The organism is Henriciella mobilis (assembly GCF_003576285.1).
In the GTDB taxonomy this organism is placed as follows: domain Bacteria; phylum Pseudomonadota; class Alphaproteobacteria; order Caulobacterales; family Hyphomonadaceae; genus Henriciella; species Henriciella mobilis.
The window spans coordinates 637213-651547 of sequence record NZ_QWFX01000013.1; the positions used below are offsets into that span (position 1 = coordinate 637213).

Below are 14335 nucleotides of genomic sequence, written 5' to 3' on the forward strand. Positions count from 1 at the left end.
CTATTCGTCGATGACGGCAGGCACGCGCGGGATGTCGCAAATGTCGTTCTTCAGCTGCGCTGCCGCGGCCAGCCGGTCGGTCCAGACCTGGATATCCGTGCGCTGGACATAGGCGACCGGACGCTCATCATCAGGCAGTTCGGAGGCCATATACGCCTCTTCAAGAATGTCGGGATCCTCGATCGGCGTGCCATTCGGTTCCGGCCCGATCTTGATGGCGCGTACGACATCAAACCCGTCAATCACACGGCCCCAGGCGGTGTAGCCCTTGTCGAGGTGCTCGGCCTGGTAGCGCATGAGGAAGAACTGGCTGTTGGCGGAGTTTGGATCGTCAGTCCGCGCCGTCGAGACGACACCGGGGCAATGCGGCACCCAGCTGTCGACGCTGCCATCCTTCGTCATCTCGGCGAGATAGGCGCTCTGGGTGGCGATCGGGAAGCCCTTGTAGAGGCCCTGCGTCGCGCCGCCCTCAGGACCGATCGGATTGATCTTCATCTCCTGCGGGTTGCGGCGGAAGGTGAACTCGCCCTTCAGGTCCGGCAGGCCGGACTCGCGGCCCTTCAGGGCAAAGATATCGCCGCCCTGCGCCATGAAGTCATCGATCACGCGGTGAAAGCTGGTGCCGTCAAAATCGCCGGATTCAGCGATGGTGCGGAACTGTTCGACATGGTTCGGCGCCACGTCCGGCAGCATCTCGATGATGATACGCCCCTTGCTGGTCTCGAAGACCAGCATGTTGTCCGCATCGACCTGGCGCCACTCATCGGGCGCAGCGTTCACGTCTTCCATGGTCCACTCCGGCGCGCTCGCGCTGGAGGGTTCGGCATTCGCGCTGCCATCGCTCTCCTCGCCGCAGGCGGTGGCGACCAGCAAGGCACTACAGGCAAGGGTAACGGAAACGAGGCGTGTCATCGTCACTTGTACTTCTCCAGAAGCCTCTCCCTCACGCGCGGCGTGACGAAGGAGGTGATATCGCCCCCGAACTTCGCGATCTCCTTGACCAGGCGAGACGCGACAGCCTGATGCTGAACATCCGCCATCAGGAAGACGGTTTCAATCTCGCGATTCAGCTGCTCGTTCATCGCGGTCATCTGGAACTCATATTCAAAGTCCGACACAGCGCGCAGGCCGCGGACGATGACGTTCACATTGCAGGTTTCGGCAAAGTGCATCAGCAGGTTGTCGAAGGGCCTGACCTCGATCGTGACATTGCGCGGATTGGGCAGGTCGGCGGTGTCCTGCTCGACAATCGAGACCCGTTCCTCCAGCGAGAAAAGCGGCTTCTTGGCTTCGTTGACGGCAACCCCGATGATCAGCTTGTCGACCAGCTTGAGGGCCCGGCCGATAATATCAAGGTGCCCCATCGTGATCGGATCGAAGGTTCCGGGGTAAAGTCCGACGCGTTCCATTGAGGTTCCTCCCTGCCCCGTGCACTGAATAGCAGGCCAGGACGGCCTGCTACTCTTCTGTATCGTCTTCGCTGTCTTCTACAAGACGTGCAACAGAGACAACACGCTCGCCCTCATTGGTGCGCAGCACCCAGACGCCCGAAGTTGCCCGTCCGGCAATGCGGATTTGGTCAACCCCGGTGCGGATGAGCTGGCCGCCATTGGTGACGAGCATGACCTGGTCATTATCGTCGACCGTGAAGGACTGGGCGATCTTCTTGACCGGCCCCTTCTTCTTGTCGCGGCCCCAGATATTGTGCGCGACGAGGCCTTTGCCGCCACGGCCGGTGACCCGGTAGTCGTAGCTGGAAGAGCGTTTGCCCATGCCGTCATCGGTGATCGAGAGGATGAACTCCTCCCGGGCGCCCAGTTCGGCGATCCGCTCGGTGCTGAGCGCGGCTTCTTCCTCACCGCTCTCGTCGGCCTCATCGTCGGCGGCAATATCGCCTTCGTCGATATCGTCCTCGCCACTCGCCGCGCGCCGCATGGCGGCTGCATGCTTGAGATAGGCGCGCGCCTCGGCGGAGGTCACTTCGACATGGTGCATGATGCCCATGGCAATGACTTCGTCGCCCTTCTCCAGACGGATGCCGCGAACGCCAGTGGAATTGCGGCCCGCAAAGACGCGCACATCATCGACCTTGAAGCGGATGCATTTGCCGAGCGCTGTGGTCAGCATGATGTCATTGTCTTCGGTACAGATCTTCACCGAAACGATGCCATCGCCCTCATCCAGTTTCATCGCGATCTTGCCGTTGCGATTGACGCGGATGAAGTCGCTCAGCTTGTTGCGGCGGACCGTGCCCGAGCGCGTGGCGAACATGACGTCGAGCTCGTTGCGGCTCTCCTCATCGTCCGGCAGCGGCATGACCGAGGTGATGCGCTCATCCTTGGCCAGCGGGAAGATATTGACCAGCGCCTTGCCGCGCGATTGCGGCGAGCCGACCGGCAGGCGCCAGACCTTTTCCTTGTAGACCATGCCTTCGGAGCTGAAGAACAGGATCTCGGTATGGGTATTGGCGGTGAAGAGACGGGTGACGAAATCCTCGTCCTTCATCGAGACGCCGGAGCGCCCTTTCCCGCCGCGATGCTGGGTACGGTAGGTCGAGAGCGGGACACGCTTCACATAGCCGCCATGGGTCACCGTGACGACCATGTCCTCGCGCTCGATCAGGTCCTCATCGTCCATGTCCGCATCGGCGAAGGTGAACTCCGAGCGGCGCGGTACGGCGAACTTTTCCTTCACCTCGCTCAGTTCGGCGCGGATGATGTCGAGGATACGCGGCCGCGAGCGCAGGATGTCGAGATAGTCGGCGATCTTTTCCGACAGGCCTTTCGCCTCATTGCCGATCTCGTCACGGCCAAGGCCGGTCAGGCGCGAGAGCTGCAGGGCGAGGATGGAGCGGGCCTGCTCGTCGGAGAGGTAGATGGTATCGCCATCGCCCCGGCGGGTCCGCCTGTCGGCGATGAGGTCGAGCAGCGGGCCCATATCCATGATCGGCCAGGCTTTCGCCAGCAATTGCTCGCGGGCTGCATTCGGATCCGGCGCATGGCGGATGATGCGGATGACCTCGTCGATATTGGCCACGGCCAGCGCAAGACCGACCAAGACGTGTGCGCGGTCGCGGGCCTTGTTCAACTCGAACTTGGTGCGCCGGGCAACGACTTCCTCGCGGAACTGGATGAAGGCCTGCAGCACGGCCCGCAGGTTCAGCTGTTCCGGCCGGCCGCCATTCAGCGCCAGCATGTTCACCGGGAAGGAGCTTTGCAGCGGCGAGAAGCGGTAGAGCTGGTTCAGCACCACATCGACGCTCGCATCCTTCTTCACCTCGATCACGACGCGGATGCCGTGACGGTCGGACTCATCGCGCAGGTCGGCAATGCCCTCGATCCGCTTGTCGCGGACCAGTTCGGCAATCTTCTGCACCATCGCCGCCTTGTTCACCTGGTAGGGAATCTCGCTGACGATGATCGCCTGGCGACCGGAGCGCACCTCTTCGATCTCCGTGCGCGAGCGCATCAGGACAGAGCCGCGGCCCTCCAGCAGCGCCTTGCGCGAACCGGCATAGCCAAGGATCAGGCCGCCGGTCGGAAAGTCCGGCCCCGGGACGATTTCCAGCAGTGCCTCGTCGTCAATGGCCGGATCGTCGATCATGGCGAGCGTCGCATCGACCACTTCGCCGAGATTGTGCGGCGGGATATTGGTCGCCATGCCGACCGCGATGCCGCCGCCGCCATTCACAAGCAGGTTCGGGAACTGCGCCGGCAGGACCATCGGCTCCTGCTGCGAGCCGTCATAGGTGTCCTGGAAGGGCACCGTGTCCTTGTCGATATCGGCGAGCAGGTACTGCGCCGCCTTCGTCATGCGCGATTCGGTGTAGCGCATGGCGGCCGGCGGGTCGTTGTCGATCGAGCCGAAATTGCCCTGCCCGTCCACCATGGTGAGGCCCATGGAGAAGGGCTGCGCCATCCGCACCAGCGCATCATAGATCGCGCTGTCGCCGTGCGGGTGGAAGTTACCCATCACGGCACCGACAATATTGGCCGACTTCTTGTAAGGCTTGTCAGGCGTGTTGCCGCCGACATGCATTGCATACAGAATCCGGCGGTGAACGGGCTTCAGGCCGTCGCGCACATCGGGCAGCGCGCGGCTGACAATCACGCTCATCGCATAGTCGAGATAGGAGCGCTTGAGCTCATCCTCGATATCGACCGGATCGATGCCGTCCTGGTGCGGCGGCTGCGGGTTCTCGGGTTCTTCTGGCGGAGTGTTTTCGTCGCTCACGGAAGACCTGCCTTCTGCTATCCTACGCAGGCGTCGAATCGCCCGCCGAATCTGGCTTTCAGCCTAGCAGGCGGCAGCCACAGAGACCACCCTCGGCGCCACCTTTAAGCAGCGCTGGCAGGCCTTTCCACAGGCGACGTCGCCCAACCTCTAAAGAAGGTCCCCGCCGGCCGCGGCTGCGGTCGTTCCGTCCTTCTTGAAGGCGCGGATGACATTCTTGCCGGTGATCCATTTATGGACCTCGTCCGGGCCGTCCACCAGGCGCTGCGAACGTATATGGGTGTACCAGGCCGCGAGCGGCGTATCGAGGCTGTAGCCGAGCGCCCCGTGCAGCTGGATTGCGGTGTCGACCACCTTGTGGACCATGTTGGCGAGGAACACCTTGGCGATGCCGTTCTCCTGGCGCAGGTCCATGCCGTTCTCCGCCTTGTAGGCAATGTGCATCAGCATGAGGCGCGCGATGTAGAGCTGGCTTGCGCATTCGGCCAGCATGAACTGGACGCCCTGGCGGTCTTCGAGGCCCTTGCCGAAGGTCGACCGGCTGGTGACGCGTTCGGTTGCGAGATCGAGCGCGCGCTGGGCCATGGCGACATTGTGCATCCCGTGGCGCAGGCGCCCATAGGCAAGCCGGTGCTGGCCCATGGCAAAGCCCTTGCCCTCCCCGCCCAGCAGGTTTTCCTGCGGCACGCGGAGGTTTTCGATCTTCACCTCGGCATGGCCGCCGCCCATGATCTCGTAGAGCGGGCCATGGACGGCCATGGTCGGGATATCGCGGACGATATTGTAGCCCGGGTCGGGCAGCTCGACGATGAAGGTGGAGAACTGTTCGTGGCGCGGCGCTTCCGGATTGGTCTTGGCCATGACGACGGCGATGTCGGCGACCGACGCCGCAGACGAGTACCACTTCTCGCCATTCAGCACGTAGTGACTGTTGCCGTCCTTCTCGGCGCGGGTCTGCATGCCGGTTGCGTCAGCGCCCGCGGCCTTCTCCGTCATCGAGTAGCAGACGCGCTTCTCGCCATTCAGGATCGGCTTCAGGAACTTTTCCTTCTGATAGTCGGTGCCGTGCGCGAGCAGCGTCAGCATGGTGGCATCGTCCGGGCCCTGCGAGTTCATCGACAGCGCGCCAAGATGGCTCTGGCCAAGCTCCATCTGGACCAGCGCATTGGCAAGCGGCCCAAGCCCCATGCCGCCATGCTCTTCCGGAATGAAAGGCAGCCAGAGGCCCTGCTTTCGCGCCTTGCCGCGCAGCTCATTGAGGACGGTCTTGTAGTCCTCGCCGGCTTCAAGCCGTTTCTCGGCCGGGATGCACTCATCCTGCACCCATTGGCGCACGCGCTCGCGGACCTTCTTCGCCTCTTCGGGTATCGTGAAATCAATCGCCACAGCGGGCCTCCCTTGTTTGTCTTTCAGGCGAGCCTAGCGGCGATCTTCACTGCTGCACACGCCTGCCGCGAGGTCACGGAGGAAAGCGGGAGTGCAGCTTCGAATTGCCTCTGGCCGCGCGCCGCCGCTAAGGTCGAGTCGGACAGCGTGGAGGAATCGGCATGAGCGAGAAGTCTTCGTGGAACCGGCGCAGGCTTCTGCAGGCCGGTGCAGTGGCGGGCATCGCCTCGCTGGCTCCTCGTGCCATGGCGAATGAGCGGCCAGGCTGGCGCGACGGGCCGTCGCTTCCCGTTCCCGTGCAGGAAATCTATCCCTGCCTGCATGAAGGCCGGATCCACGTCGCAGGCGGCTTCGTCGCCGCAGACGGCCGGATCACCGGACCAACCGCTGCGCACCATGTTCTCGATGTCGCGAGCGGCGCCTGGCAGGCCGGAACACCCCTTCCCGTTGCGCGCCACCATCCACAGCTCATCAGCTTCTCCGGCAGCCTCTACTGCATTGGCGGCTTTGAATCGCACCAGGCCGGCGCCTGGCAGATGAAGCGCGATGTCTGGCGTCATGCCGGCGAAGATGAGGGCTGGGTGGCCGGTCCTGAAATGCCCGCACCGAATGGCGAGAGCGTGGTCGGCATTCTGGGCCGAAACCTTCATGTCGTCGGCGGGCGCCAGCCGTCGGGGACGCGCAATCTCGACTGGAACGACCACACCGATACCGGCGCGCACTGGGTGTTCGACGGCACCGCCTGGGGCGATGCCGCCCCGCTGCCGACCCCGCGCAACAGCGCTGCGGGCATTGTCGCCGATGGCCGGCTGCATGTGGTCGGCGGACGCACCGTGTCCGGTGGCAACACGCCCGTGCATGAGGTTTATGATCACTGGTCGGACCGCTGGGAGCGCCTGGCACCGATGCCCAAGGCGCAGGGCGGGCTGGCCGCGGGCGTCGTCGGCGACCGGCTCTACGCCTTTGGCGGGGAATTCTTCAACAATGGCGGCGGGGTGTACCGGGAGGCCTGGGAATACGACACGATGGAGGACCGCTGGCGTGCCATTGCCGACATGCCCAAACCGCGCCATGGCCTCGGCGGCGTGACGGTCGGAAACGACATCTATCTTATCGGCGGTGCGCGCCAGCGCGGCGGCAGCCGGACAAGCGCAGCCGTGGAGATCTACCGCCCTTGACCTTCTGACGGGTGCGGGCGAAAGCCCCGTCCATGGCAGACACCGCAGACAATCCAGCCCCGCTGCAGCAGCACAAATGGTATGAGGACGTCCAGGCGATCCTGCTTGGTACCTTGCTGCTCTCCTTCGGTGTCACGCTTTACAGCGAGGCGATGCTGATAACGGGCGGCGTGGCGGGCACCAGCCTGCTCGTGGAATTCGGGACGCCGCTGAGCTTTGGCCCGGTCTTCTTCGTGCTGAACCTGCCCTTCTACATCCTGTCCATCATGCGCATGGGATGGGGCTTCACACTCAGGACCTTTGCCTGCATCGCGCTGATCTCGGCGCTGACGCGGCTGATCCCGCTCTGGGCCGACTTTTCATTCCTTGCGCCGAGCTTTGCAGCGGTCATGGGCGCGGCGATGATGGGGGTCGGCCTGGTCGTCCTGCTGCGTCACCGGGCCGGGATTGGCGGGGTCACCATCCTGTCGCAGTTCCTGCAGGACAAGGGCGTGATGCGGGCCGGGCTCTTCCAGCTGATCGTCGACCTCACCATCCTCATCGTGGCGCTGTTCATGCTGCCGCTGAAACTGGTCGCCCTGTCGATTATCGGCGCCTTCGTGCTGAACCTGACCGTCGCCATCAACCACAAGCCCGGCCGCTATCGCGGGATGAGCTGAGCTAGGCCCGCCGGTCCTCCACGATCCGTACGGCGTGGCCGGCGTCCTTCTTCACGACAATGTCGGCATGATCGCGCATCGGCAGGATGTGGTTGTCTAGATTGGGGCGGTTGATGTCGTTCCAGACCTTCAGGGCGAAGACTTTCAACTCGTCCAGCGTCATGTGCCTGAAGCGGGCATAGAACGACGTCGGATCATGCTCGGCGGCCTCCCAGAACCGCACGAAGCGCTCGACATACCAGGTTTCGAGGTCGGCAATGTCGGCATCGAGGTAGACCAGCAGGTCCGGCTCGCCCGCGCCCCGTTCCGGGCCGCCAGGCACCGGCAGGCCGAGGCCTTCGAGGATCAGCACATCCGGCCGGGCAATCTCGCGCGCGAGCGCCGGATCGATGTCGAATGTCTCATGGCTGTAGCCCGGAAAACGGGCCGGACCTGAGCGAACGGCCCGGATCGCTGTTGCCATCGCGGCGCGGTCATAGGTTTCGGGAAAGCCCTTGCGGTTGGTCAGCTCGCACGCCTCCAGCACCGAATTCGGAAACAGGAAGCCATCGGTCGAAACGGTCTCGGACGTGTGGCCGGCTGAAGACAGGTGTCGTGCGACATGCCCGGCGAGCGTCGACTTCCCCGACGCAACCGACCCGGTCAGTCCGACGATCAGCGCGTCGCCAGCTGTGGCCCGCGCGAGAAACCTTGCCGCAACCGCGTCGATGCCTTGCGTGTTCATTTGTCCGGCATCGGCCATGAATCTCGCCCTTCCGTTTGCAGTGACTTTAGCGGGCAAAGGCTGCAGGACAAGCACAGGTCGGGCGAAGGCCGGAGACTATTGCGCGGCCGGTCTGCCCGGTATCTCCGGGAGCGGTGTACCCTGCGCCTGCAGCCCAGCCATGAGATTGGCCTGCGTCCGCGCGATGTCATGCCGTTTTGCCGCCTCGCGCAAGGCAAACAGGTCGTCCCGCGACAGCCATCTACCCGCGCGAACCACGCCCACCAGATCCCCAACGCAGGCAATGTCCTGAAGCGGATCGCAGGTATACATAACAAGGTCTGCCGCGCAGCCATTGGCCATGCAGCCATGTCGTGCCTCTTCACCGAGGATCAGCGCCGCATTCCAGGTCGCCGTCTGCAGCGCCTCATAAGGCTCCAGCCCGGCATCGACCAGCAAGGCAAGCTCGTCGACCAGCGACTGGCCGGGCACATTGATGAAGATGCCAGCATCGCTTCCAGCCACAAGCAGCACGCCTTCTTCATTGAAAATGCCAGTCACGCGCGCCTGGAACGCGTCATTCTCGGCGAGCCGGCTCGAAGAGCTATTGGCCCATCGATCCTTCACCGGCTGTTCCATCGCCTGAACGAAGGGGTTGAGCAGGTCCATCCCTTCGCGACGGCCAGCGTCACCGCGCGTCTCGGCCATGCGCAGGAGGTTGCGATGGGCGACGCGGGTCGGTGTGACCGGCACGCCTGCAGCCGCAATCTTCCGGGCCAGCGCGCGCGCCGCCGCCTCGTCATGGCGGCTTCTCAACCCGTGCCAAACGATGGATTCGACATGTTCGATGGTCTCGAACCCGTCATCCAGGATGTCCTCGAACGGAATATCGAAGGCCTCGGTGAGCGGCATGCCGGGCCGCCTTTCGCCCTCCGGCGTGTGGCCTGTCACCGCCATGCCATGCGCGCGAGCCGCTTCGAGGACGGCGGCATAGGCATCGGCGCGCAGGTTCGAATAGACCTTGATGCGGGTGAAGCCGGCTTGCGCCTGCCAGTCGACAGCCGCGCGGGCGGCATCCGTATCCTCGACCATTTTGTGATTGAGCTGTGCATTCGGCCCGGCGCTGTTGAGGATCGGCCCGGAAGTCAGCAGCCTTGGCCCGATACGCTCTCCGGCATCGATCTCGCGCGCCAGGTCGAGATGAAACGGCATGCCCGACAGGTTGCGGATCGTGGTCACACCGTAAGACATATAGGCGCCGAGTTCGGCCTCGTCCCAGACATGGACATGCATGTCCGCCAGTCCCGGCGTGATGGTCCGTCCTTCCGCATCAATGACTTGCGGTGCCTCGAAACGGGCCGATGCATCGCCAATGGCGGCGATACGCCCGTCACGGACGAGCAGCGACGCCTCGTCCAGTATGGACGGTGTCTCGCCCGACAGGTCGACGAGCCGGGCATTGGTGATAAGCAGGGAGCCGGTGTCTGTTCCGGCACCCGGTTCTTTGCCGGTGCACGCCACCGCCAGAAGCGCCAGGCAGGCGCCAGCTAGCCTGACGCAGCCGCGACGCATCTAGAACGGAATTTCGTCGTCGAAATCCTGGTTGAAGTCCTGCGGCGGGCCATCGAGTTCACGCGGACCGCCGGAGCTGCCACCGCCATAGCCTCCGCCACCCATGCGGCCGCCACCGCCGCCGCCCTGACCGCCGCCGGGGCTGTCGAGCATGGTCAGCGTGCCGTCAAAGCCCTGCAGGACGACTTCCGTCGTATAGCGGTCCTGGCCATTCTGGTCCTGCCATTTGCGGGTCTGCAGCTTGCCCTCGATATAAACCTTGGAGCCCTTCTTGAGATATTGCTGCGCAATGCGCACAAGCCCTTCGGAGAAAATCGCGACATTGTGCCATTCGGTCTTCTCACGACGCTCGCCGGTATTCTTGTCTTTCCAGGTCTCGGACGTCGCAATACGCAGATTGCAGACCTGCCCGCCATTCTGGAACTGCCGCACTTCCGGGTCGGCGCCCAGATTACCGATGAGGATGACCTTGTTCACCGAGCCTGCCATGTCGCGCTCCATTCATTTCGCATTCGAATCGTAAGGCTTGGGTGTAATACGTGTCTTGGCGCGTGTCGCCCTCGCACCCCATATTTCCACAATCCTGCGCCCAAACCACTGTCACTGGCATGATGTTCATTTTTTGTTCTTGTCGTCAAGCTGGACTCCGGGCACACATGTAGATTGATAGACCTGAAGCGTTCCCAGAGGCTTTGCCGATGACTGCCCCCGACCTTCGCATGATCCGCGTGCGCGGCGCGAAAGAGCACAATCTCAAGAATATCGATGTCGATATTCCGCGCGACCAGCTCGTCGTGCTGACCGGCCTGTCGGGCTCGGGCAAGTCCTCGCTTGCCTTCGACACGATCTATGCCGAGGGCCAGCGGCGCTATGTCGAGAGCCTGTCGGCCTATGCGCGTCAGTTCCTCGAGCTGATGCAGAAGCCGGACGTGGAAAGCATCGAGGGCCTCTCGCCGGCCATCTCCATCGAGCAGAAGACGACCTCGAAGAATCCGCGCTCGACGGTCGGCACGGTTACCGAGATCTACGACTATATGCGCCTCTTGTGGGCGCGTGTCGGCATTCCCTACTCGCCGGCCACGGGCCTTCCGATCCAGTCGCAAACCGTTTCGGAAATGGTCGACCGGACGATGGACCTGCCTCAGAAGACGCGCCTTTACCTGCTCGCGCCGATGATCCGCGGGCGCAAAGGCGAATACAGGAAGGAGTTTGCCGAGCTCCTGAAGAACGGCTTCCAGCGCGTGAAGGTCGATGGCGAGTTCCACGACCTCGAAAGCCCGCCGACGCTCGACAAGAAGTACAAGCATGACATCGATGTCGTGGTCGACCGGATCGTCATCCGCGAAGGCATGGAACAGCGCCTGGCCGAGAGTTTCGAGACCGCGCTTGGCCTCGCAAACGGCATCGCCGTGCTGGAATATGCCGACCTTGAAGAGGGCGATACCGAGCCGAAGCGCATCACCTACTCTGCCAATTTCGCCTGCCCCGTCTCTGGCTTCACCATTCCGGAAATCGAGCCGCGCCTCTTCTCCTTCAACAATCCGTTCGGCGCCTGCCCGACATGCGACGGCCTTGGCCAGCAGTCGAAGACCGACCCGGAACTGATCGTGCCCGACAAGGACCTGACGCTCGCCAAGGGCGCGATTGCACCATGGGCGAAGGGCCAGTCACCGTACCAGACGCAAACCCTCCAGGCGCTGGCCGACCATTATGATTTCGACCTCGACCAACCGTGGAACAAGCTGCCGGAAAAAGTCCGCGATATCATTCTCAACGGCACGGGCGATGAGGAAGTCCAGTTTGTCTATGATGATGGCCTGCGCCGCTATGAGGTGAAGAAGACGTTCGAGGGCGTCATCCCAAATCTCAACCGGCGCTATCGCGAGACCGACAGCCAGTGGGTACGCGACGAGATCACCAAATACATGTCGGCGGCCGACTGCCCGGCCTGCGGCGGCAAGCGCCTGAAGGCCGAAGCCCTGGCGGTGAAGATCGCCGATCACGACATTGCCGACGCCTCGGAATTCTCCATCAAGGAGGCCGGCGACTGGTTCGGCTCGGTCGAAGGCTCGCTGAGCGACCAGCAGAAGGAAATCGCAAGCCGCATCCTGAAGGAAATCAATGACCGGCTGGTCTTCCTCAACGCGGTCGGCCTCGAATACCTGTCCCTGTCGCGCGCCTCGGGCACGCTGTCGGGCGGGGAAAGCCAGCGCATCCGCCTCGCCAGCCAGATCGGGTCCGGCCTGCAGGGCGTGCTCTACGTCCTCGACGAGCCCAGTATCGGCCTGCACCAGCGCGACAATGAGCGCCTGCTGGAAACGCTGAAGCGGCTGCGCGACCTCGGCAATTCCGTGCTGGTCGTGGAGCATGACGAGGACGCCATCCTCACTGCCGACCATGTCATCGACATGGGCCCGCGCGCCGGGGTGCATGGCGGCGAGGTCATTGCCGAAGGCAAGCCGGAAGACATCATCGCCAATGAGAACAGCCTCACTGGCGCCTACCTCTCCGGCAAGGAAGAGATTGCCATCCCGGCCAAGCGGCGGCTGAAGAAGAAGGCCCGCTCTCTGACCATAAAAGGCGCGAGCGGCAACAATCTCAAGAAGGTCGATGCCACCATCCCGCTCGGCACCTTCACCGCGATCACTGGCGTCTCGGGCGGCGGCAAGTCGACGCTGATCATCGAGACGATGTACAAGGCACTGGCGCGCAAGCTGAACGGCGCCTCTGACGCCCCGGCGCCCTATGAGAGCATTGAAGGCCTCAACCATCTCGACAAGGTCATCGATATCGACCAGTCGCCCATCGGCCGCACGCCGCGTTCCAACCCGGCGACCTATACCGGCGCGTTCGGTCCGATCCGCGACTGGTATGCCGGCCTGCCGGAAGCCAAGGCGCGCGGCTATGCGCCGGGCCGGTTCAGCTTCAATGTGAAGGGCGGGCGCTGCGAGGCATGCCAGGGCGACGGTGTCATCAAGATCGAGATGCACTTCCTGCCGGATGTCTACGTCACCTGCGAGACCTGCAACGGCAAGCGTTACAATCGCGAGACGCTGGAAGTCCTCTACAAGGGCAAGTCGATTGCCGACGTGCTCGACATGACGGTTGAGGAAGCCGAGAAGTTCTTTTCCGCCGTGCCAAGCATCCAGACCAAGATGGAAACGCTGAACCGGGTGGGCCTGTCCTACATCAAGGTCGGCCAGCAGGCGACGACCCTGTCGGGCGGCGAGGCGCAACGCGTGAAGCTCGCCAAGGAGCTGTCGAAGCGCGCCACGGGCCGCACGCTCTACATCCTTGACGAACCGACCACGGGCCTGCATTTCGAGGATGTCCGCAAACTGCTCGAAGTGCTGCATGAGCTGGTCGATGCGGGCAATACGGTGGTGGTGATCGAGCACAATCTCGACGTCATCAAGACCGCCGACCACATCATCGATATCGGCCCCGAGGGCGGCGATGGCGGCGGCAAGGTCGTCATTACAGGAACACCTGAAGAAGTCGCCGCAAGTGACTCAAGCTGGACAGGAAAATTCCTCGCGGAGACCTTCCGCCGGCAGGATGAGAGACGGGCCCAGCGCAACAAGGTGAACCGCAAGAAGGCCAAGCAGGCGCAGGCCGCCGAGTAGGCTCAGGCGAACACGTCCGGCGCCTGCGCAACCCCGCCGCCGCGCGGATCGGTCTTGGCCGCCAGCGCGGCCGGGCCGGCCCACATGAAGGTGATCAGCCCCTGCACCATCACCCAGAACATCCACCCGCCAATGATCGGGGCAAGGATGTCGAACTGCATCAGCGCCGACAGCAGCATCAACGGGTTCTCGGCATCGATCGCCGTCTGGAAGCGCTCGATATTCGCCATGATGGCCGCTGCGACGCCCGTGCCGATGAAGTACCAGGTCAACGTGGCCATCGTCACCACGATGATGGCCAGCACCAGATAGGATCCCAGCAGCGTCCAGAACCGCCCGCGCGTGACGTTCCAGGCGTCGAAAAAGGTAACCCTGCCATCGCGCACGGTCATCGCCGAGGCGGGCGCGAGCCTCACGCCGATCCATATCCAGAGGCCGGTGAGCAGCGCCATGCAGAGCAGGACCGCGATCGCGCCGCCGCCCGGATTGTCGAGGGCATAGACCAGCGAGGCCGTGGAAATGGCAATGAAGATGATGCTGAAGATCTGCGCCGCAAGGCCAAGCCCGACCCAGATCAGCCCGACCAAGATCAGCCGGAACTCGTCGCCGCCGATCCGAAGACTGAAGCCCTCGTCGCGCACCAGGCGCCGCTGGGCCGCCGCCTCGAACACCGCCCAGAACATGACGCCAAGGATCAGCATCAGCAGGTAGCCGAACACGATCCAGCCAACGATCTCGACCGCGCGCCGGGCGAGGATCGCCTCGATCTCGGCGTCGCTGGCCCCGCCCATCGCTTCGACAAGGATGCTGAACCATATCCCGAAAAGCGGCTGGAAGAGCGCATAGCTGAGCGCGGTGAGACAGACCGCCACTGCCAGATAGGAGGCGAGGTATTTCCAGAGGAAGCCGCCGGGGCCGTCGCTGCGCGCAAAATGCAGAACCGAATTACCAAAGCTGAACTGCTGGGCCATGCGCGGC

At 63.4% G+C, this 14335-nt stretch carries 11 protein-coding genes; 3 read left to right on the top strand and 8 right to left on the bottom strand.

Going from position 1 to position 14335, the window contains the following annotated elements; translation table 11 throughout:
• The 4 genes from D1223_RS13545 to D1223_RS13560 all read right to left on the bottom strand — a co-directional run bounded on the left by D1223_RS13545 (position 1) and on the right by D1223_RS13560 (position 5619).
• A complete protein-coding gene (locus D1223_RS13545; RefSeq protein ID WP_119376944.1) occupies positions 1-912 on the bottom strand; it encodes a peptidylprolyl isomerase in 912 nt (303 codons plus the stop codon).
• A gap of 2 nt (positions 913-914) precedes the next feature.
• A complete protein-coding gene (gene coaD / locus D1223_RS13550) occupies positions 915-1409 on the bottom strand; it encodes a pantetheine-phosphate adenylyltransferase (protein WP_119376945.1) in 495 nt (164 codons plus the stop codon).
• 49 nt (positions 1410-1458) lie between these two features.
• Positions 1459-4233 carry a DNA gyrase subunit A gene (gyrA, locus tag D1223_RS13555; RefSeq protein WP_119376946.1) on the bottom strand — a complete coding sequence of 925 codons (2775 nt, stop codon included), beginning with the start codon at positions 4231-4233 and terminating at the stop codon, positions 1459-1461.
• 150 nt (positions 4234-4383) lie between these two features.
• A complete protein-coding gene (locus D1223_RS13560; RefSeq protein ID WP_119376947.1) occupies positions 4384-5619 on the bottom strand; it encodes an acyl-CoA dehydrogenase family protein in 1236 nt (411 codons plus the stop codon).
• 161 nt (positions 5620-5780) lie between these two features.
• On the opposite strand from D1223_RS13560, the gene D1223_RS13565 reads away from it, so the two are divergent.
• Both D1223_RS13565 and D1223_RS13570 read left to right on the top strand, forming a co-directional pair.
• The gene (locus tag D1223_RS13565; RefSeq protein ID WP_233353165.1) at positions 5781-6797 is read left to right on the top strand and encodes a Kelch repeat-containing protein; all 1017 of its coding nucleotides are present in this window, start codon (positions 5781-5783) and stop codon (positions 6795-6797) included.
• A gap of 32 nt (positions 6798-6829) precedes the next feature.
• Positions 6830-7456 (top strand): YitT family protein, encoded by a 627-nt coding sequence (locus D1223_RS13570; RefSeq protein WP_119376948.1) that lies wholly within the window; start codon positions 6830-6832, stop codon positions 7454-7456.
• 1 nt (position 7457) lies between these two features.
• On the opposite strand, the gene D1223_RS13575 is transcribed toward D1223_RS13570, so the two are convergent.
• From D1223_RS13575 to ssb, 3 genes are all read right to left on the bottom strand, one after another.
• Positions 7458-8198: a type I pantothenate kinase gene (locus D1223_RS13575; RefSeq protein ID WP_119376949.1), complete on the bottom strand. Its 741-nt coding sequence runs from the start codon at positions 8196-8198 to the stop codon at positions 7458-7460.
• 78 nt (positions 8199-8276) lie between these two features.
• Positions 8277-9731, bottom strand: coding sequence for an amidohydrolase family protein (locus D1223_RS13580; RefSeq protein WP_119376950.1), 1455 nt, complete (start codon positions 9729-9731; stop codon positions 8277-8279).
• Positions 9732-10220: a single-stranded DNA-binding protein gene (ssb, locus tag D1223_RS13585; RefSeq protein WP_119377149.1), complete on the bottom strand. Its 489-nt coding sequence runs from the start codon at positions 10218-10220 to the stop codon at positions 9732-9734.
• A gap of 209 nt (positions 10221-10429) precedes the next feature.
• On the opposite strand from ssb, the gene uvrA reads away from it, so the two are divergent.
• Positions 10430-13357 (top strand): excinuclease ABC subunit UvrA, encoded by a 2928-nt coding sequence (gene uvrA, locus D1223_RS13590; RefSeq protein WP_119376951.1) that lies wholly within the window; start codon positions 10430-10432, stop codon positions 13355-13357.
• Between the two features lie 2 nt (positions 13358-13359).
• On the opposite strand, the gene D1223_RS13595 is transcribed toward uvrA, so the two are convergent.
• Positions 13360-14328 (bottom strand): hypothetical protein, encoded by a 969-nt coding sequence (locus D1223_RS13595; RefSeq protein WP_119376952.1) that lies wholly within the window; start codon positions 14326-14328, stop codon positions 13360-13362.
• Positions 14329-14335 lie beyond the last annotated feature (7 nt).